Genomic DNA, 21,726 nt, shown 5'->3' with positions numbered 1-21,726 from the left:
TACTTTTAATCTTTTCCCTCGTTTCAGATACTCTGTCGTGGGTAAACTTAAACTAGTAGAAGATTTTAACGCAAAGGAGCTGTCGAAACGGTGAGTACAGGTAAACATATTCCTAATGAAAAAGGCATGGATCACAGTCTGGCATTATTGCGTGAGGGATTTCGCTTTGTTCCTAATCGTCTTCAATGGTTTGATACTAATATTTTCGAAACCCGTATGATGGGTGGGAAAAAGGTTGTTTGTATAAGCGGTAAGGAAGCAGCAGAATTGTTTTATGATAATGAACTATTTAAGCGGCAAGACGCGGCACCTAAACGGATTAAAGAAAGTCTGTTTGGTGTAGGTGGGGTGCAAGGTATGGATGGAGAAGCCCATCGGCATCGTAAACATATGTTTATGCGGCTTATGACGCGTGAAGGTTTGAAGAGGATCGCCGCAATTTGTCGAGAGAAATGGAAACAGCAAGCTACAGAATGGGTAACAAAAGATAGCATCGAACTTTTTCCAGAAGTCGAAAAAATAATGTGCCGCACAGCATGTGAATGGGTTGGTGTACCGTTATGGGCCAAAGATCTTGAGGTGCGGACAGAGGATTTGAGTGCCATGATTGATGCCTTTGGTGCGACGGGTCCCCGCCACTGGAAAGGTAGAGTAGCGAGAAGCCGTGCGGAAAAATGGATTAGAGACATTGTAGAAAGAGTGCGCTCCGGTGAGTTGGAGTTGGAGGAGACAAAGCCTTTATCTATTATTGCGTGGCATCAAGACTTAGATGGAAATTTACTTGATAAACAAACGGCAGCTGTTGAGATTCTAAACCTTTTACGTCCGATCGTAGCGATTGCTCGTTTTGTAACATTTGGGGCATTAGCGCTTTACGATTTTCCGGCTACCAAGGAAAAGGTTAGAGAAGACGATGGGAATTATACAAAGTGGTTTGTCCAAGAGGTGCGCAGGTATTATCCATTTGGCCCTTTTACAGGTGCTTTGGCAGCGAAAGACATTGATTGGCAAGGCTACCAAATTAAGAAAGATACGTTAGTTATTCTTGATATATATGGGACAAACCATAAGCCAGAACTGTGGTCAGAGCCAAATCGCTTTAAGCCAGAGAGATTTGAAGAGTGGAACGGAAGCCCTTTTGATTTTATCCCGCAAGGTGGAGGAGACTATGACAAGGGTCATCGCTGTGCAGGCGAGTGGCTAACGGTCGAATTAATGCAAACGAGCCTTAGCTTCCTAACACAGGATCTATCATATGAAGTACCACCACAGGACTTATCGTACAGCATGGTACGCATCCCAACCCATCCTAGCAGCAATTTCATTATGAAAAATATAACGCTTCAATAACGCACTTAAAACACCCTAAAGGTTAACGGTAGACTGCTTGTCCTTAGGGTGTTTTATAACGCATTAAAAAAACCGGGCGCCCTGAAGATATTCTACTATCATTCGGGTGACCGCCCGTTATCTATCTGTCAAATCCTTTTGTCCCAGCCATTTATGGTTTTGCTGTTTAGGAAGCGAGTACTTCTTCAGCCTTCAACACGACTTTAAATGCCTTTCTCGCTTCTTTTGTTACATCACAACGCCAAACCTGGTCATCAGGATAGAACATTTCACGAAATTCACTTAAAATAAAGTTCCTGTAAGATTCCTTTTCAGTACCCTCCCAGTAGAGCTGGTTTTCTAAAATAATTGTCATCAGCTCTCTTAGCTCAGCTTTTTTGTCGTCACCAAAAGTCCCGAATTCAAACAAGGCAGAGAAGAGCTTTGTATCTGGGTATTTCTTTTTTTGTAGCGTAAAAAAATGCTGGTTTGAATCCCCAATGACTTTTTTGTTTGAGAACTTCAAAATATTTTTTAATGGATACCGTGACTGGATTTCCTCCATGTCCTGTTCCTCTTCTGGTGGAACCACCATGGTCAATTCATTACTTGGCCCTAGAGCTGTATGCCAATCCATGTGGACGATTTGCTTGTATTGTGAAAGCAAATTCTTTTGTAATGCTCTTACATGCTGGGCGGATTCTTCTAATCCTTGGCCACCATAATAAACACCACGCTCAAATTCATATTGTCCCATGCTTTTAGCATGCTTCATATTGGCATAGCCTTCTTTGGCCAATGCTTTCGTTAGCTTTTTAAATAGTCTGCTTTGCTCTGCTGTAATATCTTTAATTTTTCCGTTTGGGAGGAAAATTTCTTTTTCTTTTTCATATTTTTTATTTACATCTACAGGAAGTGGTCCTTCTTCTTCAATGTAATTCCGATTTAAATCAACATTATTTTCCGTAACGCGGCGGAAATTTCGCATTCCCCATGGATTTATTGCATGGACAAGACAAATGCCTGTTGTTTCTGGGTTGATTTGCTGCATATATTCCTCGACGAAAATGTGGATACATGCTGCTCCGGCATAGCCTTCAATCCCATGTTCTCCAGATGAAAGTAGTACAATTTTCTCTTTGTCCCAAGTGGCATCTGCGCGAATAATATCAATGGTATTATCCTCTTCTTCATTTCCAATATAGTCGGTCTTAAGGTAGGCTTCAGGCCATATCGCTCTAACCTTGTCTAAGTGGTTACGGAAAACAGATCTTGAGGTTTCATAGTCTTTTTGAAAATAGGATTCCACTTTCATCCTTCCTCTCCATTCCATTATTTAACTCTTCAATTCCCCCTCATTTAATAGTTGAAACTAGAAGTGACAAATAAAGTTATTCTAAGTAAAATAGATAAATAGAAAGGGAGGGGATACGATACATGAATGTGATTAAACAAATCTGCGCGAGAATTGCGGATCATCCGATGTTTATGAGGGTGATTATTACGCTAATCATTATAAATGCATTGCTTGTCGGGTTAGAGACATATTCTTTTATTGCTGATAGATATGGAGATTTTATATACATAGCAGACCTTGTTTTGCTCTGGATCTTTACAATTGAAATTGCCATCCGGCTAATTGGGGCAAAGTCCATCGGTTCCTTTTTTAGAGACCCTTGGAGTGTGTTTGATTTTATCATCGTGCTGCTTAGTCATCTTTTAATCGGCTCTTATTATTTAACTGTACTCCGGATTGTCCGTGTGCTCCGGGTTTTAAGAGCCATTTCGGTCATTCCATCACTAAGGAAAATGGTAAATGCATTGTTGCTTACCATCCCTTCCATGGGCACTATCATGCTACTTCTTGGCCTGTTTTTTTATATATACGGTGTGGTAGGCACCACCCTGTTTCAGGACATTGCACCAGAATATTTTGGGACCTTACATGATTCGCTGTTAACACTATTCCAGGTAATCACACTAGAATCCTGGGCGAGTGGCGTGATGCGTCCGATTTTGGCTGAGGATCCCTCCTCTTGGTGGTATTTTGTCACCTTTATCCTAATCGGTGCCTTTGTTATCATCAATTTATTCGTCGGTGTTATTGTAAATAACGTGGAAGAAGCACATCGTGAGGAAACGCCTTCTCCAACGGATCTTAAACTTGCGGAGGTACAAAAGGAGTTAGCTGAAATTAAAGCACTTTTAAAAAAGACAGATCAATAACATAAAAACAAAGCCGATAAGATTCGCGAATCTTATCGGCTATATTGATGGAAATAAGTTGTTCCTTATGCTTCGTCCATTAGTTCTGCAACTATTTCATAGGAACGTAAGCGATCTTCCATATGGTATATTTGACCACTAATGATCATTTCATCAGCTTGCGTTTCTTCTAAAAATGCCTCTAATCCCTTTCTGACAGTTTCCTTGCTGCCGATAATAGTAGTCCTAGGATCAAGGGATTGTTCCACTGCCGCGCGTTCCATTGGTGTCCAAACTTCATCCATATTTTCTACAGGTGGCTGGAGTTTCGTCGGGTTCCCTCTGCGAAGACTTAAAAATTGCTGTTGTTGGGAGGAGGCAATATATTGAGCCTTTTCATCTGTATCAGCTGCAATAACGTTCACACCAACCATCGCATAAGGTTTTTCCATTTTATTAGTCGGCTGGAAACGTTCACGGTAAAGACGCAGTGCCGGAATCGTGTATGCTGGTGCAAAATGGCTGGCAAAAGAGAACGCCAAACCTTTTTGGGCGGCCAGCCTTGCGCTAAAGTCGCTAGAACCGAGAAGCCAAATTGGAATATCCAGTCCTTGGCCCGGCACAGCTTTCACCCGTGAAACAGGTTCGTCTGAAAAGTAGTCCTGTAATTCATTAACCTGCATAGGAAAATCCTCTACACTCATACCGAGTGTTCTTCTCAAAGCGTAAGCAGTGGCCTGGTCACTACCTGGAGCACGTCCTAGTCCCAAATCAATTCGGCCTGGATATAGGGATTCCAATGTACCAAATTGTTCGGCAATCACGATGGTAGCATGATTTGGAAGCATGATCCCGCCGGCTCCTATGCGGATACGTTCCGTGTTCTCTGCAATATGCCCCATGATAACTGAAGTTGCAGAGCTCGCAATCCCAGGCATGTTGTGATGTTCAGCAAGCCAAAAGCGATTAAAACCAAGCTTTTCTACATGCTGTGCTAATTTCACACTATTTTGAAACGACTCACGTGGCGTGCTTCCATCATTAACTGGTGCTAAGTCTAGAACAGAAAGCGGTATATGTTGAAAGGTTCTTGATTTTGTTGTCATCGTATCACTCCTTACGATTATCTCATTAAAAAATATTACGTCTTAAATAACGAAACGTCCAATAATTAGCCTACTAGTTATTGGGAAAAAAGCTGAACATTTATCCCGCATTAACTGGCAGTAAGACTCCGGGGATCAACTATTAGTAAAAGGTCCTGTTCGTTCAACTAACATTTGGTGGGAGGAGAGGGAAGTCCCCACCAAATATAAAGGTGGTTGCTTCCTTAAAAAAAAGGAGTAAACGTTAAAAAAATAATGTCGTAAATTTAATTTTTTTGTGAATTTTTACAAGACAGAGAAAATCCTTGTCTTTTATGCATTATAAGCGCATAGAGAGATGTTAAACACCTGTTTTGATAACGTTTTCATTTACTAAATTTTTAAAAAAGTGCATGAACATAACTTATCTGAATTTTGAGTTAAAATGTGTTTTATGGTATGATACATCTACTATCCTTTTTTAACCTTTCTAAATGGTTCCCCGTATAGATATCTTCATTATGTTAAGTAAGATAGAAGGGAGATGTTGTAATGACAAGAAATGGTTACCCACAACGACAAGGGTTATATCATCCGGATTTTGAACATGAAGCATGTGGAATTGGGATGATTGCAAATATAAACGGTAAACCCACCCATAATATTGTCCAGAATGCGATTAATATACTTTGTAATCTTGAACACCGTGGAGGGCAGTCAGCTGATACAAGCACAGGAGATGGAGCCGGTATTCTAACGCAGATACCAGATCGATTTTTTCAAAAGCAATGTGCCAAGGAGAACATAAGCTTACCGAAGCAAGGGGAATACGGTGTAGGGATGGTCTTCCTTCCACAGGATCATGAGATAAGGATGAGTAGCAAGGAAGTGTTTGAAGAGATTATTGAGCAGGAAGGGCAAGCCTTTCTTGGCTGGAGACCAGTACCAACCAATGAGTCATTTATTGGCAAGGTAGCTACGAAAAATAAACCAACTATACGGCAGTTCTTTATTGGGAAGTCAGAAGATATAAAGGATCAGATGGCATTTGAAAGAAAAATGTACGTGATAAGGAAACGAATTGAACAGGAAATGGCCAAAGTTCCAGAATATGAAGACGTGTATGTAAGCAGCCTATCGTCAGGTACAATTGTATATAAAGGGATGCTCATACCGGAACAGCTGGACGCCTTTTATATCGATTTAAATCATCCAGATTTTAAATCAGCACTAGCATTAGTTCATTCCCGCTTTAGTACCAACACATTTCCAAGCTGGAAAAGGTCTCATCCTAACCGGTATACCATACACAACGGGGAATTTAATACATTAAGAGGGAATGTGAACTGGATGCGTGCCCGCGAGCAGTTATGTGCATCCGAGCATTTCTCAGAAGAAGATATGCAGAAAATCCTCCCTGTTATTGACGCAGACGGTAGTGATTCTTCTATCTTTGACAATACATTTGAATTTCTTCATTTATCAGGCCGTTCCTTAGCACATACCGCTATGATGATGGTGCCTGAACCATGGGCAAACGATACGTCCATTAAGGAAGAAAAGCGAGATTTTTATGAATACCATAGTACATTGATGGAGCCGTGGGATGGCCCAGCAGCCCTTGTTTTTACAGATGGGAACCAGATAGGTGCTTGTCTTGACCGTAATGGTTTGCGCCCGGCTCGTTATTATGTAACGAAAAGTGGAATGATTGTGCTCGGCTCGGAGGTAGGCGCTCTTGATATTTTTGCAGATGACATTTTGTACAAGGACAGACTTCAGCCTGGGAAAATGCTGCTTGTGGACTTGGAGAAAGGCATCATTGTTCCGGATGAAGATATCAAAATGCAGATTGCTTCAGAGGAACCTTATAATGAATGGCTGAAAAACAAAATTGATCTGAAGGATATTCCGGATGTCATAACGAATCATTCCCCTTATACGGGAGTGGAGCTGCTTGAGCAGCAGTTTGCTTTCGGCTACACAAGAGAAGAATTGAACAAAATCATCAAACCGCTCGTGTTAGATGGGAAGGATCCAATTGGCTCAATGGGGTATGACTCACCATTAGCTGTCCTTTCGAAGAAGCCACAGCTGTTATATAACTATTTCAAGCAATTATTTGCACAGGTTACCAACCCGCCTATTGATGCAATACGGGAGCAAATTATTACAATGGCTGAAACAACCATTGGGGCAGAAGGTAATTTGGTTAATCCTCAGGCTGATAGCTGCAAGCATATTCGGCTTGAAACACCGATCATGACGAACGATCAGCTGGAAAAATTGCGTGTACGCCAAATTGAAGGCTTTCAAACTGCTACCATTTCCACATTATTTAAGCGCAATAAGGCAGAAGGAAACCTGGAACAAGCAATGGAAAAGGTGTTTATCAAAGCAGATGAAGCAATATCAGAAGGATCTACGCTTTTAGTGTTATCAGACCGAGGTGTAAGCGAAGAGCGTGTGGCAATTCCTGCGTTATTGGCTGTTTCAGGGTTGCATCACCATTTAATTCGTCGGGGAATTCGCACGAAGGTAAGTCTCCTTGTGGAATCGGGCGAACCGAGAGAAGTCCATCACTTTGCGACACTAATCGGCTATGGCGCGGAAGGGATTAATCCATACCTAGCCTTTGATACAATCCATGCATTAGTAGCTAATCAAGAACTTGAAGGCATTACACCAAATCAAGCTGTTGATCAATATGTTACATCTGTGACAGACGGGATTATTAAAATCCTATCTAAGATGGGTATTTCCACTATTCAAAGCTATCGTGGTGCACAAATTTTTGAAGCAGTGGGTATCCATCCAGATGTAATAGATAAATATTTTACTGGGACTGCCTCTCGCTTAGGCGGAATTGAAATTGATATGATTGAAAAAGAAACGGTTATGCGTCATGAAAAAGCATTTCAGGAATCTCGGGGCGCAAACTATGCGCTAGAAGCAGGGGATGAGTTCCAATATAGAAGAAACGGGGAGGACCATCAATACAACCCGAAAACCATTCATACCCTGCAGCATGCTTGTCGTTCAAATAACTATGAGGTGTTTAAGGAATATACCCATCTTTTAACAGATGAAACGAATAACCTGCAATCACTACGTGGTCTTTTATCCTTTAAAAAACGGACACCCGTACCACTTGAAGAAGTAGAGTCAGTTGAAGAAATCTGTGCACGCTTTAAAACAGGAGCTATGTCCTATGGATCGATCAGTCAGGAGGCACATGAAGCGTTAGCGATTGCCATGAACCGGATCGGTGGACGCAGTAATACAGGTGAAGGTGGGGAGTCGGCTGATCGCTTTACCCCAGATGACAATGGAGACTCTCGAAGAAGCTCAATTAAACAGGTTGCTTCAGGTCGGTTTGGAGTAAATAGTCATTATCTTGTGAATGCTGATGAAATTCAAATTAAGATTGCACAAGGGGCAAAGCCTGGAGAAGGTGGTCATCTTCCTGGCAAAAAAGTATACCCTTGGGTTGCAGAGGTTCGTGGCTCCACACCTGGAGTTGAACTAATTTCACCACCACCACATCATGATATTTATTCAATTGAGGATCTGGCAGAGCTCATTCATAATCTAAAAAACACAAACCCTAACGCAAGGATTAGTGTAAAGCTTGTCTCAGCAGTGGGAGTTGGGACAATAGCGGCAGGTGTCGCAAAAGGAAGGGCAGATTTAGTCTTAATTAGTGGGTATGATGGCGGTACAGGTGCTGCCCCACGTACTAGTCTGAAGCATACGGGCCTTCCGTGGGAGATAGGCCTAGCAGAGACACATCAAACCTTGCTTTTGAATGGGTTGCGTGACCGGATTGTAGTGGAAACAGATGGAAAGATGATGACAGGGAGAGACGTTGTGCTAGCCGCATTACTTGGCGCAGAAGAATATGGCTTCTCTACTGCTCCTCTCGTTGTGCTTGGGTGTGTCATGATGCGTGTTTGCCATATGGATACATGCCCGGTAGGAATAGCTACTCAAAATCCTGAGCTAAGAAAGAAGTTTATGGGTGATCCAGAGCATGTCGCTAACTTTATGCGCTTTATCGCGAGAGAAGCTCGAGAACTAATGGCAGAGCTTGGTTTTAGAACTATAAACGAAATGATTGGCCGTACGGACGTTCTGGAAGTAAATAAGGCAGTTGACCACTGGAAAGCTAAAGGAGTGGACCTTAGTCCATTGCTTTATCAGCCAGATGTACCTAACAAGGTAGGTAGGTACGCTACAATCGAGCAGGACCATGGAATTGAAAAGTCCTTAGACTTTCAAGAGTTGCTTCCAAATTGCAAGAAGGCAGTTTTAGAAGGAAAACCTGTGGAATTCACAACAGCAATCCGAAATATCAACCGTGTAACCGGTACGTTACTCGGTAGCGAAATTACCAAGCTTTATGGAGAAGAAGGGCTGCCAGAAGATACCGTAAAACTGAATTTCAATGGTTCAGCTGGTCAGAGCTTTGGTGCTTTTATACCACCTGGCATGACGTTACGATTAATCGGTGATGCTAATGACTTTGTCGGAAAGGGCTTATCTGGTGGGAAAATTATTGTTCATCCAGATCCAATTGTTACCTTTCCTCCAGAAAAAAATACTATTATCGGCAACGTCGCATTTTACGGAGCCTCCCGTGGAGAATCGTACATTCGCGGTCTGGCTGGAGAACGGTTTGCTGTAAGAAATAGTGGTGCCACGATAGTAGTAGAAGGTGTTGGAGATCATGGCTGTGAGTATATGACAGGTGGTAAGGTTGTTGTGCTAGGGCCTACCGGAAGGAACTTTGCGGCAGGGATGTCAGGCGGTGTCGCTTACATCTTTGACGAGGATAATAGCTTTCATTCTAAAGTGAACAAAGAATTGGTTAATGTAGAACCTATAGAAGACCCAGAAGAACTGGAGGCATTATACCAACATATCCAAGCCCATGTCTTCTACACAAAGAGTACCCATGCAGAACGAATTTTAACGTATTGGGATAAATATATTCCGCAATTTTTACGAGTCATTCCGAAGGCTTATGTGAAAATTCAAGAGCGAATCAAAGCCTTAAGGGATAGTGGATTGACGAAATTTGATGCGGAAATGATGGCGTTTGAAGAGAGTAAGCAGCCAGTAGAAAAAGAAAAGACAGAAGTAGGTGTACTGTAGTCAAACATTTCCACGGCAAGCTACTGTGAAATCTAGCTTAGAGCTCAAGGTTCAGAGAATGGCGTGCGAGAGCTTTTCTAAGAAAGGAGGATCTGTCAATGGGAAAACAAACAGCGTTTATGGAGTACGATAGAAAGGTGAGGGATGAAAGAGATCCCAGCACCAGAGTCAAGGATTGGAACGACTATACAATCCCGATGACAGAAAAGGAAATTCAAATACAAGGGGCACGCTGCATGGATTGTGGCGTTCCCACCTGTCATGTAGGGATGGAATTGAATGGAATAACCTCCGGATGCCCGGTATATCACCTTATCCCTGAATGGAATAACCTCGTATATGAAGGGAAATGGAAGGAAGCACTTGAAAGAGAGCATGAAATGAATAACTTCCCTGAGTTTACAGGGATGGCATGCCCAGCTCCTTGTGAAGGTGCTTGTGTGCTAGGTATTAATGAACCACCTGTTGCGATAAGAACAATTGAAAGATCGATTATTGAGAAGGGTTTTGAAGAAGGCTGGGTCGTCGCAACTCCACCAGAAACAAGAACTGGAAAAAAGGTGGCTGTCGTCGGTTCTGGACCTGCTGGTTTGGCTGCTGCCGCGCAACTTAATAAAGCAGGTCATACGGTAACAGTTTTTGAACGAAATGACCGTGTTGGCGGGCTGCTCACATACGGAATACCAGAAATGAAGCTTTCCTATGATGTGGTGAAGCGTCGTGTTTCTATTTTAGAAGAAGAAGGGATTACGTTTATTACCAATACAGAGGTTGGGAAGGATATTTCGGTTCAAGAACTAAAAGATTCCTTTGATGCCACCATCCTTTGTGGTGGGGCTACTGTTCACCGTGACATACAAGTAGAGGGTAGTACCTTAAAAGGTGTCCACCCGGCAATGGATTTCCTGCATGCGAATACGAAGAGCCTTTTGGACTCTAATTTAGAGGATGGCAACTATATTTCAGCTACTGACAAAAATGTGATCGTCATTGGTGGTGGAGATACGGGTACTGACTGTTTAGCCACATCTGTAAGACATAATTGCAAAAGTCTTACCCAATTTGATATTTACGACAAAAAAGGTTTGGTAAGGGATATCGAAACAAACCCATGGCCTCAATATCCAACCATTCACCGTGTGGAATACGGACATAAGGAAGCAGCTAGTGTTCTTGGCGAAGACCCTCGTTCATATGCTGTCATGACAAAGAAATTTGTTGGGGATGAAAATGGTCATATTAAAGAAGTTCATACGGTTAATGTGAAGTTACGTTTCGACGAAAAGGGCAATAAGGTGAGAGAAGAAATTCCTGGAACAGAGAAGGTTTGGCCAGCGGATCTTGTACTAATTGCTATTGGCTTTAAAGGGCCGGAACAGGACCTTATTGACCAAATGGAAATCGAAACAACAACTCGTTCTACCATTAAAGCAGCATATGGTGACTACACAACTAATGTAGAAGGCGTCTTTGCAGCAGGCGATATGCGTCGGGGCCAAAGCCTGATTGTATGGGCAATTAACGAAGGCAGAGAAGTAGCAAGAGAATGCGATCGTTTCTTAATGGGAGAAACAGTTTTACCTTAAACACTTAAAAACCACAGTTATCCACGACTGTGGTTTTTAAATTTGACATAAAACCTCCATAAACTTTCACTGAGATGGGTTTGCAACAGGTAGCAACATGAAGTAATATAGTATGGTGAGTATATGTAATGCTTTTTAAGTAAATTCTTCGCTAATAAAAGAATTTACTGGAAATGAGGGTTAATAAATAATGAGTAAACAATCCATATATGGACTAACATATGATCAATTGTCTGATTGGTTAATGGAACGAGGTCAGCAGCGCTTCCGTGTTGACCAGGTTTGGAACTGGCTTTATAAAAAGCGTGTTAACAAATTTTCTGAGATGAAGAACGTTAACAAGCAGACGCTCGAGCTATTGGAAGAAAACTTTGTTCTGCAAACGTTGGCTGAGGAAATCAAGCAGGAGTCAAAGGACGGTACAATTAAATATCTATTTAAGCTAGCGGACGGCAATTTAATTGAAACGGTTCTTATGCGCTTTAATTACGGTCTTTCTGTTTGTGTTACAACACAGGTTGGTTGCAACATTGGCTGTACTTTCTGTGCGAGTGGCTTGCTGCGAAAGAGCCGTGATTTGTCCAGTGGTGAAATTGTTGAGCAAATCATGAATGTACAAAAGCATTTAGATGAGCGTGGAGACGGAGAAAGAGTTAGCCATATTGTCGTAATGGGGATTGGCGAACCATTTGATAACTTCAATAACTTAATGAATTTCCTCTATGTTATGAACGATGACAGAGGACTAAACATTGGAGCACGCCATATTACGGTTTCCACAAGCGGTCTTGCGCATAAAATCTATGAATTTGCCGACACTGGTATTCAAGTAAACCTTGCTATCTCAATTCATGCCCCAAATAATGACCTAAGAACAAGGATCATGAAGATAAACAAGGCCTTCCCAATTGAAAAGCTGATGAAGGCTGTAGATTATTATCTGGAAAAAACAAATCGCCGGATCACGTACGAATATATTATGTTACGGGACGTGAATGACCATAAGGAAGAGGCAGAGCAGCTGGCTAAGCTCCTCTACGATCATCGCCACCTTGCTTATGTAAATTTAATCCCATATAACTCTGTTGATGAGCATAATCAGTATCAACGTAGTGAATCTGCTACTATCCAACAGTTCTTTGAAACATTAAAGGCTAAAGGCATTAACTGTGGTGTCCGTTGGGAAAATGGAGCAGATATTGATGCGGCATGTGGCCAGCTACGAAGCAAGCAAATTAAAAAAACGAACGCCGTATAATAAAAAGCCTGAACGAGGTATAATTCCCGTTCAGGCTTTTTTTCGCCTTATCTGGCACTAAGATGCCGGGATTAACTGGCAGTACAGATCTGATTCGTTCAACTAACATTTGCTGGGGGAGAAAGGGAAAGCTCAACAAACGAGGTTTAACTTTATTTGGCTGTACAGCCGCCATTATTTAAATCTAACTGATAATGGAAGGTCGACCGTTCCATTTTTAACTGTTACGCGGTTTTTCCCAAGTTCTTTGGATTGTAACAAAAGGTCATCTGCATATACGTAAGCTCGTTTGATCTCTGTTTCACCAGCTGTCTTATAGTAATAAAGACCAAACGAAGCCGTATAATGGATAGCTACAGCCTCTGATTTATACTCTGTATGCACAGGGTTAGAATCGACGTCACTCCGAATCTTTTCCACAAGCTCTACACACTGTTGGAAAGAGCGATGCCTAAGGAATATTGTAAATTCTTCCCCGCCACTTCGTACCAAGCAGTCTTTATCCTGAAGGTGGCTCTTTAACGTTGCAGCATATTGCTGAATAACATGGTCGCCAACAGCATGATTATACGTGTCATTAACCCGCTTGAACGAATCAATGTCTGTAACAAGAACTCCGATGCATTCTCCAGTATGATTTAACTCCTGCATGATTTTATCCATATATGTTCTGTTGTACGCATCTGTTAGAAAGTCTGTATAGGCCATATGCTCGAATTTATCCCGCTCCAGCTTATGTTGAATGGTTTGTGACTTTAACATAAATGAGCGGCTTACAAGGTAATTGAGCAGGAAAAGGGCAATCACCATCTCCCACTGTTCTTCCATGATAAGAAGGTATAGAAGCCCGTTGGAAAAGGCTGTTTTCCCCATATCCAGAACGCTTCTACTCTTTATGAAATCAATCGCTTCTTTAAAAGTGCTAATGTTCTTCGTAATTGTAAAGATCGTAATAAGATAAATATCAGAAAGCAGTGAAACCGTGATAACAAGCAAAACGATTAAGACCCAAAACCCAAAGGGGAAGTGCTGAAAGCTAGGGTATAGCAACTGAAATATAAAGAAAGCAATCGTATTATTTAGGGCAAAAGCCCCGATATTATAAAAAGTATGTAGAAATTCATCTGGATCCGCTGTCTTGGAATATTTCCGATCGAAATATACTATAAAACGTTGCACAAACTCAAAAACGAACAGTCCAAGTGGGCCTGCCACCAATCCAAAAGAAAGTCCGTAAGAAATACCATAATCCATATTTACATTACCTTTTTTAACAACAATGGTCAGGTGTGAATAAAGAGTAGAAAAGAGCCAATATAGTAAAATCGCTTTAATAAATAGCGATCTATTAACTATTATATCTCCGTAAGAAAATGCGACAAAACACGATACAACAAAAAGACTTATAATAAATAGTTTTAGTCGCATGCTTAATCTTCCCTTCTAAAATGTAGGCATAATATCCTACTTTCCTTTTCATTTTAGCATAATTTCCGCTGGATTGTTCACGGTATTTTCAAAAAATTAAATCGAATAAAGGTAGAACAGTTTCTTGTAGTTTAGTAGGGGTAGGTGTTGGGTATTGAATTAGAGGGTATTAACCTACCTAACTTTTATAGAGGAGGCTGAATGATGAGTGATAAGCGAAAAGTAAATGGCAACAGTAAAAATGAACAGCTTGAAGCATATCGTGTCGATGACCAAGGAAAACATATGACAACAAATCAAGGCTTGAAAGTTTCGGAGGATGAATTCTCTTTAAAAGCAGGAGACAGAGGCCCTACCTTAATGGAGGATTTTCATTTTCGTGAAAAAATGACGCATTTTGACCATGAACGAATTCCAGAGCGAATTGTACATGCACGTGGTTATGCGGCTCACGGAGAATTTGAATTATATGAATCGATGAAAGAATATACAAAAGCAAAGTTTTTACAGGAACCTGGTTCGAAAACGCCTGTGTTTGTTAGATTTTCAACAGTAGCTGGTTCAAAAGGTTCCGGGGAGTTAGCAAGAGATGTTCGTGGATTTGCAACGAAATTTTATACAGAAGAAGGTAATTATGACCTTGTCGGTAATAACATCCCCGTTTTCTTCATACAAGACGCCGTTAAATTTCCAGATCTCATTCATGCTGTAAAACCAGAACCACATAACGGGATACCACAAGCTGCTTCTGCCCACGATACATTTTGGGACTTTGTAGCAAACAACCAGGAATCTGCACATATGATTATGTGGCATTTGTCAGATCGTGCCATACCAAGAAGCTTTCGCATGATGGAAGGGTTTGGCGTACATACCTTTCGTTTTGTAAATGAAGAAGGAAAAGCTCATTTTGTGAAGTTTCATTGGAAGCCTAAATTAGGAATCCATTCGGTGGTTTGGGACGAAGCACAAAAAATAAATGGGAAGGATCCGGATTTCCATCGTGGAGACCTTTATAACTCCATCGAGAATGGTGATTTTCCGGAGTATGAACTTGGTGTACAAGTTATTCCAGAAGAAGATGAGTTCACGTTTGACTTTGACATTCTTGACCCAACCAAAATTTGGCCGGAGGAAGATGTACCAGTAAAAATTGTTGGTAAAATGACCTTGAATCGTAATGTGGACAATGTTTTTGCTGAAACGGAGCAGGTTGCCTTCCACCCAGGCCACGTGGTGCCAGGTATTGATTTTACGAACGATCCATTGTTGCAAGGAAGATTGTTCTCTTATACGGATACACAACTAATCCGTCTTGGTGGCCCTAACTTCCATGAGCTACCAATAAATCGACCTGTATGCCCATTCCATAATAATCAGCGCGATGGTTATGGCAGACACACGATTAATAGAGGGCAAGTAAGCTACCATAAGAACAGTCTCGCACAAAACACACCAGAACCTGCATCACCTGCGGAGGGCGGTTATGAGCATTACCAGGAAAAAGTAGAAGGTAGAAAAGTAAAAACAAGGAGCGAGAGCTTTAAGGATCACTTTTCTCAGGCTACATTGTTCTGGAATAGTATGAGTAACCCTGAAAAAGAGCATATTATTACGGCATTTTGCTTTGAGCTGGGGAAGGTCCAGAACAAGGATATTCAGCAGCAGGTAGTAGATATGTTTGCGAATGTTAACCTTGATATGGCTGTTCAAATTGCCAATGGTATTGGCGTTTCAGCTCCAACTGAAGGCGGGTCAGATATTACGAAGGTATCCCCAGCCTTAAGTCAAGAGAACAGTATAAAATCTGCTGCAACACGAAAAATTGCTGTATTACTAGATGAAGATTATGACAGCAAAGTAGTAAGTAATGTAATGCAACAATTTAAAAAACAAGGGATGCAGCCAGAGATTGTTGCTCCTAAACAAGGAAAGTTAAAAACGGATAAGGGACCTGAACTTGAAGCAGATCATACCTTCCTCACAGCAGATTCTGTGTTGTTCGATGCTGTTTATCTAGTAGGCGGTGCTGCACAGGATAAGAGCTTTAAGGAGAAGGCTGGGTACTTTGTTAAAGAGGCCTTTTCACACTTTAAGCCGATTGGTGCCACACAATATGGGGAAAATCTGTTAAATAACCTTGATATTCCTACTCTTGCTTCTGGTGTCATAACAGAAGGGGACTCCGATGATTTCGTAGTTCGATTTACAGAGGCAGTTAAACAGCACCGTTTTTGGGACAGAGACGTAGATTAATCGTAATGAACTAAACAAGAATAGAATGATAGGGTTTAACCAAACCGAGAACCGGGCGATTATCCGAATTAGTGCAGATAATCGCCCGGCTTTTTTTACGAATACTTAAGGAAGGTTTTTCTAGAGGAGGGACCTGAAGGCTAGAGGAAGACACTACATATAATAGAAGCAATAACATCTGGGAGAGGAATAGAATGACTTTGCCCTGGCACTATCCTTAGGGGTATGCATTGACGAGCATTAATGGCAAAAAGAGAAATTTCCCCTTTGCTGCATTTCTATTAACTTCTGAAAGTAAAAAACAATGCATAAGTGCAAGAAAAAACGTACACTGTCTTCTAAAAAGACTGGTGTACGTTTTTAGGGCTTTTGCGATAGTATTACTCTTTATTTTCAAAGAGGGTAACCCTCGGCTCCCCGCCATTTTTCTTGTACAAGCGATATACATAGTCATCAGTAATGTTTTTGACTTCTTTGCTAAGAAATAACAGGGGAATGACGTTACAAATTACAACAAAGGCGAGCATTAGATCTAGGAACTGCCATACAAATTGTAAGCCTCCAATTGCTCCAATATAAATAGCAATTAAATATACAATCCGCATAGCTTTTGCTGCTGTTAAACCTGATAAAAATTCTGCCTGCTTTTCCCCAAAGAAAATAAGGATGCCGACGGTTGTAATAACAAAAAACAGAAGGAAGATTGCTACGAAAACTCCTCCAAATGTGGAACCATAGAAATCTGAAAAGGCAACGGTGATCATGCTGGATGCATTTGCTGGTTCTACTTTAGTCCATGCCCCTGTTACAAGTACGAGAATCCCGGAAACAGTACAAATAACAATGGTATCAACAAAAACGCTGAATACACCCCAAAAGGCCTGTTTAGAAGGGTGGTCAGTTTGTGCTGGTGCGTGAGCGATTGGTCCAGTACCTAAGCCAGCTTCATTGGAATATAACCCGCGGGCGATTCCCCAGCGAATTGCTTGGGCAATTGCTGCGCCGGCAAACCCTCCAGTAGCAGAGATTGGTGTGAATGCATGTGTAAAAATGAGACTGAATACGTTACCTAATTGACCTACATTTGCGAAAATGACAATTAAAGCTAAGGTAAGGTAGGTTAGGACCATAAAAGGGACAATTTTATCCGTGACTTTGGCAATACGTTTTATACCACCAAAGATGATCATTGCAATTACAATAAGGACGCCTATTCCTGTTGCTTGTACGGGCCAATTAAATGCGCCTTGTAGCTGAGTGGCAATGGAATTTGTTTGTACCATAACACTTGGCACAACTTCCAGCATTAGAAACACCGCAAATAAAGTGGCAACAACTTTCCAACCTAATGCTTTGCGAATATAGTACTGTGGGCCACCTACCCATTCACCATTTTCATTTTTTTCTCTGTATTTCATACCAAGTACTATTTCACTGTATCTTGTCGCCATACCTATTAAAGCCACCATCCACATCCAAAATAGTGCACCGGGCCCACCAAGTGAGATGGCTACAGGCACACCAACAATATTGGTTGCGCCAGCTGTGGAGGCGAGAGCAGAAGTAAATGCCTGGAAAGGGGTAATCGTTCCCTTTGCTTGATTCTTTTTAAAAATTTGTCCAATTGTCCTTTTTAGAATGTGACCAAACATCCTAAACTGAAAGAACTTTAATCGGAACGTATACAACAAACCTGTAGCAATTAAAAGGATAGATAATACATAAGTCCAAAAAAAGTCGGATATGCTTGCAATAAATTCTTCAAATGCTGCCATGTTTTCAACTCCAATGTAATTTGTTATTTTTTTTCGATACCCGGATTATTTACAAGTTAGTCATTAATTCACTTAGAAAATTATGTTTGCGTGGTCCGTATACTTGTAAACAATTTTGAATACAAAAGAATGCATATTTGTAAACAAGTGTACAAAGGCGTATACATATTGGATTGAAGGTGAATGCAAAATTGCGTACATGTAAACGAAAAAGAATACGAAAATAGTCGGATTGCTATTTTTCAAGAAAACTATTAACCTAGTAATTACGGTAAATATAATTAGGTATAGTGAAATCGTCCATTAAGCAATGGATTTGCTGACCTATTATTATATTTCCCTACTATATAAAAAGGAGATTTTCTATTATGACAAAATCAAGAATCGCAGCAGTGGATGTAGGAAATGATGCCTTGAAAGCAAACTTTGGAAAAATGGAAAATGAAGTCTATATTCCAAATGTGGTTGCACAGGACATGGAAGACCGTCCAGTTATCGGGATTGAAGAGTTGGATGATAAAAGTGTATTAGATAATATACATATCCGCGTACACTCCCCTGCTTTAGAGGAGAACAACGTCGTTTATCGTGTTGGAAATCTAGCAACGAAAACTAATAACTCTACAGAGCTTGATCCTGGCAGTAATAAATCAGAGGAGGATCAAACGCTTGTCATGTTATTTGCTTCCATCGCACTCGATGCAGTCGAATCAGGAGCGTTTAAAGCAGGAAAAAATGATGTCGTGGATGCGAATTACACATTAGGTACAGGGCTGCCACTACGTGAAGTGAAGGAAGGAAAGGATGTTGGCTACAGGTCTCAACTTCTAGGCTCTGTCCATCAAATTGAATTTTTAGTTACGCCAAAGCACCAAGGGAAAAAAGTGAACATCAAATTTGATGAAGTGAAGGTTTATCCGGAAGGCTTTGCAGCTTACGTCAATCTAATTATGGATAATGACCTTAATGTGATTAACAAGGAACTTATTGATAAGCAAATTCTTATCCAGGATATTGGTGGTTTATCAACAGATATAGCAGTTATCCGTAACCGTAATGTAGATGATGATAAAGCTCAAGGTTTTAATCTTGGAGTGTCTGAGTCTTTAGAGCAAATTCGTGAAGAAATTCGAACCAAGCATGGCGTAGAGTTGGATAGCCGCAGGGATGTAGTCGACATTATCACAAGAAATAATGACAGACATCATATTATGGTTAAAGGAAGCAGAACAAACGTCCATGATATTACCGATCATATACTCCTCGAGCTAGCTAAAAAAGAATATCGCTTCCTGCGCAATGTATGGGCAAAGAATTCTCAATCAGAAATTTGCTATTTTGTCGGAGGCGGCTCTGCTGTCCTTAAGGATTATATAAAGGCATTAAACAATAAGCTTGATGGCTATAATATCGAGTTTTTCGAGGATGAAAATGAAAGTATTTGGATGATGGCAAACGCCTACTACAAGTTAGTTACAGACTTTGTTAGAAAAACAGAGAAAGAAAATGTAAAAGAAGAAGCAACTACCACAGCCAAAGCAAAATAGGGTGAGGATATGACGAACAAAAAGATTGAAAGAGGGCAGTCGATCACATTCCGTGTGCCTTCAGATACACCGGATTATCTTTTAAAACAGCTTCAGCATTTAAAAGAAACTGCACGAAGAAATTTCTCGAGCGAGATTGCTCAGTTCGTACTTAACGGGTTAAATGAAAATCAAACAAGGGAGCGGGAAACGATTACTGTTCCCCTCCCGCAAAAATTAACAAAAGAACAAAAGAGCTGGTTAAAGCACGAGCACTCTGAAGCACTGATTGGGAGCCTTATATATCAATTATTAAGTGACCCAATGCGAGCTACCACACTACTCGCTTCACTTAATCGCGATGCCTATAGCTTGGAGGAAGAGCCGGCGATACCTGAATCGTCAGTTGAACCGGTAAAAGTGGAGCAACCTAATTCCAAAGAGCTTGAGTTTGATCTAGATGATTTAGATATGGATGGGTTGGAGTTAGAGCAGACAAATACTACAGAGCAGGAAATAGAGGAAGAAGATCCACTCGGTGATTTCTTCGCGAGCATGAATAAATAGAAAACTGTCATGATAAGTGTACATGCTTATTATGGCAGTTTTTTTGTGGGATTTTACAGGTGCCCTTTATTTAAGAATAGGCCAGCTATCGTAAGTGATCCACTGGAAACTACCACGTATATAAACGTCTCTAATGGCATAAAGAGACATATAAACTTGGCCACATTTCATAAAAATTTTAAAGGACGAAAACTTTTCGAAGAGTTTTCAGGTATATAGAGTAGAAGGTCTTCTAAAAAGGGGGATGACTGTTGGCGCTAGACAGAGAAAGCAAGCTTATAAAGAAAATTAAAAAAGGCGATCAGCGAGCCTTTAAAAAATTGTATGACCTGTACGCTGATTATTCTCTCCGGACAGCATATGGGATTACACGTAATCAGGCTGATGCTGCTGATATCGTACAGGAAGTATTCCTTAAACTTTACCGAAATATCCACCAGTTTGATATAAAAAAACCATTTAAACCGTGGTTTTATCAATTATTACTAAACGAAGCAAGGCGGTATATTGGAAAGAAATCGAAGCATGCAGTCAGTATAGAAACAGAAGAAATACTTGATTCCCTTTCTTCGACAACAGAACATGAAGGCGACTATGAGGAATTGGAGATCGCACTAGAGAAGCTTGATGAACATCATCGTACGGTCTTAATTCTAAAGTATGTCAATAATTTTTCGGAAAAGGAAATTGCTGAAATGCTGGATTTGAATCTAAACACAGTGAAATCTCGCCTCTTTAAGGCACGTGGGAAATTAAAAACGGTTATGGGGGGTGCTGCGGATGCGTAATAATCAGGAGTTCGATGACAGGTTACGAAAAGGATTAGAGCACGCCACGAAAGTAGACACAAATCTTAAAGACGAGACCTGGGAACGAATTAATCGCAGTCTTTTCGCTTCAAAGCCGAAACCTAAGCATTATAGAAAAAATGTCTTCGCAACACTCGGAGCTGCAGCGGTGATCTTAGTCCTCGTACTCGGTCTTATGACGAACACTGGTCAAGCCATGATTCAGCACCTAAGAGATATGTTTGTGGAAGAAAAACAGGAAGAAATTGAAATAGAAGGGCAGAAGGAGAAGAGTGATACCCAGCTTGAGGTGAATGAGGCATTACGATATGTCATCTATGTGGATGAACAGCGTTACAAAATGGTGAAGGGTGAAAAAGTGGATCGAATTGAAACAAAAGAGCCGCTTGGAGAAGGATATCCCGATGTCTATATGGAAATAACAAGAAAAGAAACTACAACTACAGAGAAAGTCTTACAAGAAATTGAGCAAGAAATAGAAACAGATGGAATGGAAGTAGTTAGACAGGAAAGTGTGTCCGAACCTATCCAAGCAGAGGTTATTCACGGAATGGGCGAGGAAACAACAAATGAATCCGGCAAAACAGGGCATCAATGGGATACACCTGTACACAGATATTATGTGACAGATACACAAGAAGGGCAGGTCTTTGTGATCAAACAGGTTTATTTCCTTGAAGCGGCTGAGGGGCACGGCGCCCGGTTTGATTACATGCTGGAGAGTTTCGAAATAGTAAACTAAAGG

General features: G+C 40.9%; 14 protein-coding genes. 10 read left to right on the top strand and 4 right to left on the bottom strand.

Going from position 1 to position 21,726, the window contains the following annotated elements; all coding sequences use genetic code 11:
* The first annotated feature begins 90 nt into the window (after positions 1 to 90).
* Positions 91 to 1,350, top strand: coding sequence for a cytochrome P450 (locus LG273_RS17425; protein WP_404456084.1), 1,260 nt, complete (start codon positions 91 to 93; stop codon positions 1,348 to 1,350).
* Between the two features lie 166 nt (positions 1,351 to 1,516).
* Here the strand turns inward: LG273_RS17425 and LG273_RS17420 are convergent, their stop codons facing one another.
* Positions 1,517 to 2,644 (bottom strand): M14 family metallopeptidase, encoded by a 1,128-nt coding sequence (locus tag LG273_RS17420; RefSeq protein ID WP_404456081.1) that lies wholly within the window; start codon positions 2,642 to 2,644, stop codon positions 1,517 to 1,519.
* A gap of 122 nt (positions 2,645 to 2,766) precedes the next feature.
* Here LG273_RS17420 and LG273_RS17415 point away from each other — a divergent pair, with 122 nt between their 5' ends.
* A complete protein-coding gene (locus LG273_RS17415) occupies positions 2,767 to 3,555 on the top strand; it encodes an ion transporter (protein ID WP_404456078.1) in 789 nt (262 codons plus the stop codon).
* A gap of 65 nt (positions 3,556 to 3,620) precedes the next feature.
* On the opposite strand, the gene LG273_RS17410 is transcribed toward LG273_RS17415, so the two are convergent.
* The gene (locus LG273_RS17410) at positions 3,621 to 4,640 is read right to left on the bottom strand and encodes an LLM class flavin-dependent oxidoreductase (protein ID WP_404456076.1); all 1,020 of its coding nucleotides are present in this window, start codon (positions 4,638 to 4,640) and stop codon (positions 3,621 to 3,623) included.
* 531 nt (positions 4,641 to 5,171) lie between these two features.
* On the opposite strand from LG273_RS17410, the gene gltB reads away from it, so the two are divergent.
* The 3 genes from gltB to rlmN all read left to right on the top strand — a co-directional run bounded on the left by gltB (position 5,172) and on the right by rlmN (position 12,620).
* Entirely contained in the window at positions 5,172 to 9,776 is a 4,605-nt protein-coding gene (gltB, locus tag LG273_RS17405; protein WP_404456073.1) for a glutamate synthase large subunit, read from the top strand.
* Positions 9,777 to 9,874: 98 nt separating this feature from the next.
* Entirely contained in the window at positions 9,875 to 11,362 is a 1,488-nt protein-coding gene (locus tag LG273_RS17400) for a glutamate synthase subunit beta (RefSeq protein ID WP_404456070.1), read from the top strand.
* Positions 11,363 to 11,552: 190 nt separating this feature from the next.
* Complete coding sequence (gene rlmN / locus LG273_RS17395) at positions 11,553 to 12,620, top strand: 23S rRNA (adenine(2503)-C(2))-methyltransferase RlmN (protein ID WP_379562543.1); 1,068 nt, start codon at positions 11,553 to 11,555, stop codon at positions 12,618 to 12,620.
* A gap of 174 nt (positions 12,621 to 12,794) precedes the next feature.
* On the opposite strand, the gene LG273_RS17390 is transcribed toward rlmN, so the two are convergent.
* Positions 12,795 to 14,048, bottom strand: a complete 1,254-nt coding sequence (locus tag LG273_RS17390) for a GGDEF domain-containing protein (protein WP_404456067.1) — start codon at positions 14,046 to 14,048, stop codon at positions 12,795 to 12,797.
* 204 nt (positions 14,049 to 14,252) lie between these two features.
* Between LG273_RS17390 and LG273_RS17385 the strand changes: the two genes are divergently transcribed.
* On the top strand, positions 14,253 to 16,304 hold the full coding sequence (locus LG273_RS17385; protein WP_404456064.1) for a catalase: 2,052 nt from the start codon (positions 14,253 to 14,255) through the stop codon (positions 16,302 to 16,304).
* Positions 16,305 to 16,684: 380 nt separating this feature from the next.
* Here the strand turns inward: LG273_RS17385 and LG273_RS17380 are convergent, their stop codons facing one another.
* Positions 16,685 to 18,079: an alanine/glycine:cation symporter family protein gene (locus tag LG273_RS17380; RefSeq protein ID WP_404456061.1), complete on the bottom strand. Its 1,395-nt coding sequence runs from the start codon at positions 18,077 to 18,079 to the stop codon at positions 16,685 to 16,687.
* A gap of 368 nt (positions 18,080 to 18,447) precedes the next feature.
* Here LG273_RS17380 and LG273_RS17375 point away from each other — a divergent pair, with 368 nt between their 5' ends.
* From LG273_RS17375 to LG273_RS17360, 4 genes are all read left to right on the top strand, one after another.
* Positions 18,448 to 19,626: a hypothetical protein gene (locus LG273_RS17375; RefSeq protein ID WP_379562539.1), complete on the top strand. Its 1,179-nt coding sequence runs from the start codon at positions 18,448 to 18,450 to the stop codon at positions 19,624 to 19,626.
* Between the two features lie 9 nt (positions 19,627 to 19,635).
* A complete protein-coding gene (locus tag LG273_RS17370; RefSeq protein WP_379562538.1) occupies positions 19,636 to 20,172 on the top strand; it encodes a hypothetical protein in 537 nt (178 codons plus the stop codon).
* Between the two features lie 251 nt (positions 20,173 to 20,423).
* Entirely contained in the window at positions 20,424 to 20,960 is a 537-nt protein-coding gene (locus LG273_RS17365) for an RNA polymerase sigma factor (RefSeq protein ID WP_379562537.1), read from the top strand.
* Positions 20,953 to 21,723 (top strand): hypothetical protein, encoded by a 771-nt coding sequence (locus tag LG273_RS17360; protein ID WP_379562536.1) that lies wholly within the window; start codon positions 20,953 to 20,955, stop codon positions 21,721 to 21,723. The genes LG273_RS17365 and LG273_RS17360 overlap by 8 nt, the downstream gene beginning before the upstream one ends.
* Positions 21,724 to 21,726: the final 3 nt, after the last annotated feature.

The organism is Oceanobacillus kapialis, assembly GCF_044790185.1.
GTDB classification, from domain to species: domain Bacteria; phylum Bacillota; class Bacilli; order Bacillales; family Amphibacillaceae; genus Oceanobacillus_B; species Oceanobacillus_B kapialis.
The sequence above is the reverse complement of the archived record's forward strand: the minus strand, read 5'-3'. Positions and strand labels throughout refer to the sequence as shown.

Coding starts and splice junctions, on each gene's coding strand:
- LG273_RS17375 (WP_379562539.1), top strand. CDS start 18,448: ATGACAAAATCAAGAATCGCAGCAGTGGATGTAGGAAATGATGCCTTG.
- LG273_RS17360 (WP_379562536.1), top strand. CDS start 20,953: ATGCGTAATAATCAGGAGTTCGATGACAGGTTACGAAAAGGATTAGAG.
- LG273_RS17380 (WP_404456061.1), bottom strand. CDS start 18,079: ATGGCAGCATTTGAAGAATTTATTGCAAGCATATCCGACTTTTTTTGG.
- rlmN (WP_379562543.1), top strand. CDS start 11,553: ATGAGTAAACAATCCATATATGGACTAACATATGATCAATTGTCTGAT.
- LG273_RS17390 (WP_404456067.1), bottom strand. CDS start 14,048: ATGCGACTAAAACTATTTATTATAAGTCTTTTTGTTGTATCGTGTTTT.
- LG273_RS17370 (WP_379562538.1), top strand. CDS start 19,636: ATGACGAACAAAAAGATTGAAAGAGGGCAGTCGATCACATTCCGTGTG.
- LG273_RS17410 (WP_404456076.1), bottom strand. CDS start 4,640: ATGACAACAAAATCAAGAACCTTTCAACATATACCGCTTTCTGTTCTA.
- LG273_RS17400 (WP_404456070.1), top strand. CDS start 9,875: ATGGGAAAACAAACAGCGTTTATGGAGTACGATAGAAAGGTGAGGGAT.
- gltB (WP_404456073.1), top strand. CDS start 5,172: ATGACAAGAAATGGTTACCCACAACGACAAGGGTTATATCATCCGGAT.
- LG273_RS17385 (WP_404456064.1), top strand. CDS start 14,253: ATGAGTGATAAGCGAAAAGTAAATGGCAACAGTAAAAATGAACAGCTT.
- LG273_RS17420 (WP_404456081.1), bottom strand. CDS start 2,644: ATGAAAGTGGAATCCTATTTTCAAAAAGACTATGAAACCTCAAGATCT.
- LG273_RS17415 (WP_404456078.1), top strand. CDS start 2,767: ATGAATGTGATTAAACAAATCTGCGCGAGAATTGCGGATCATCCGATG.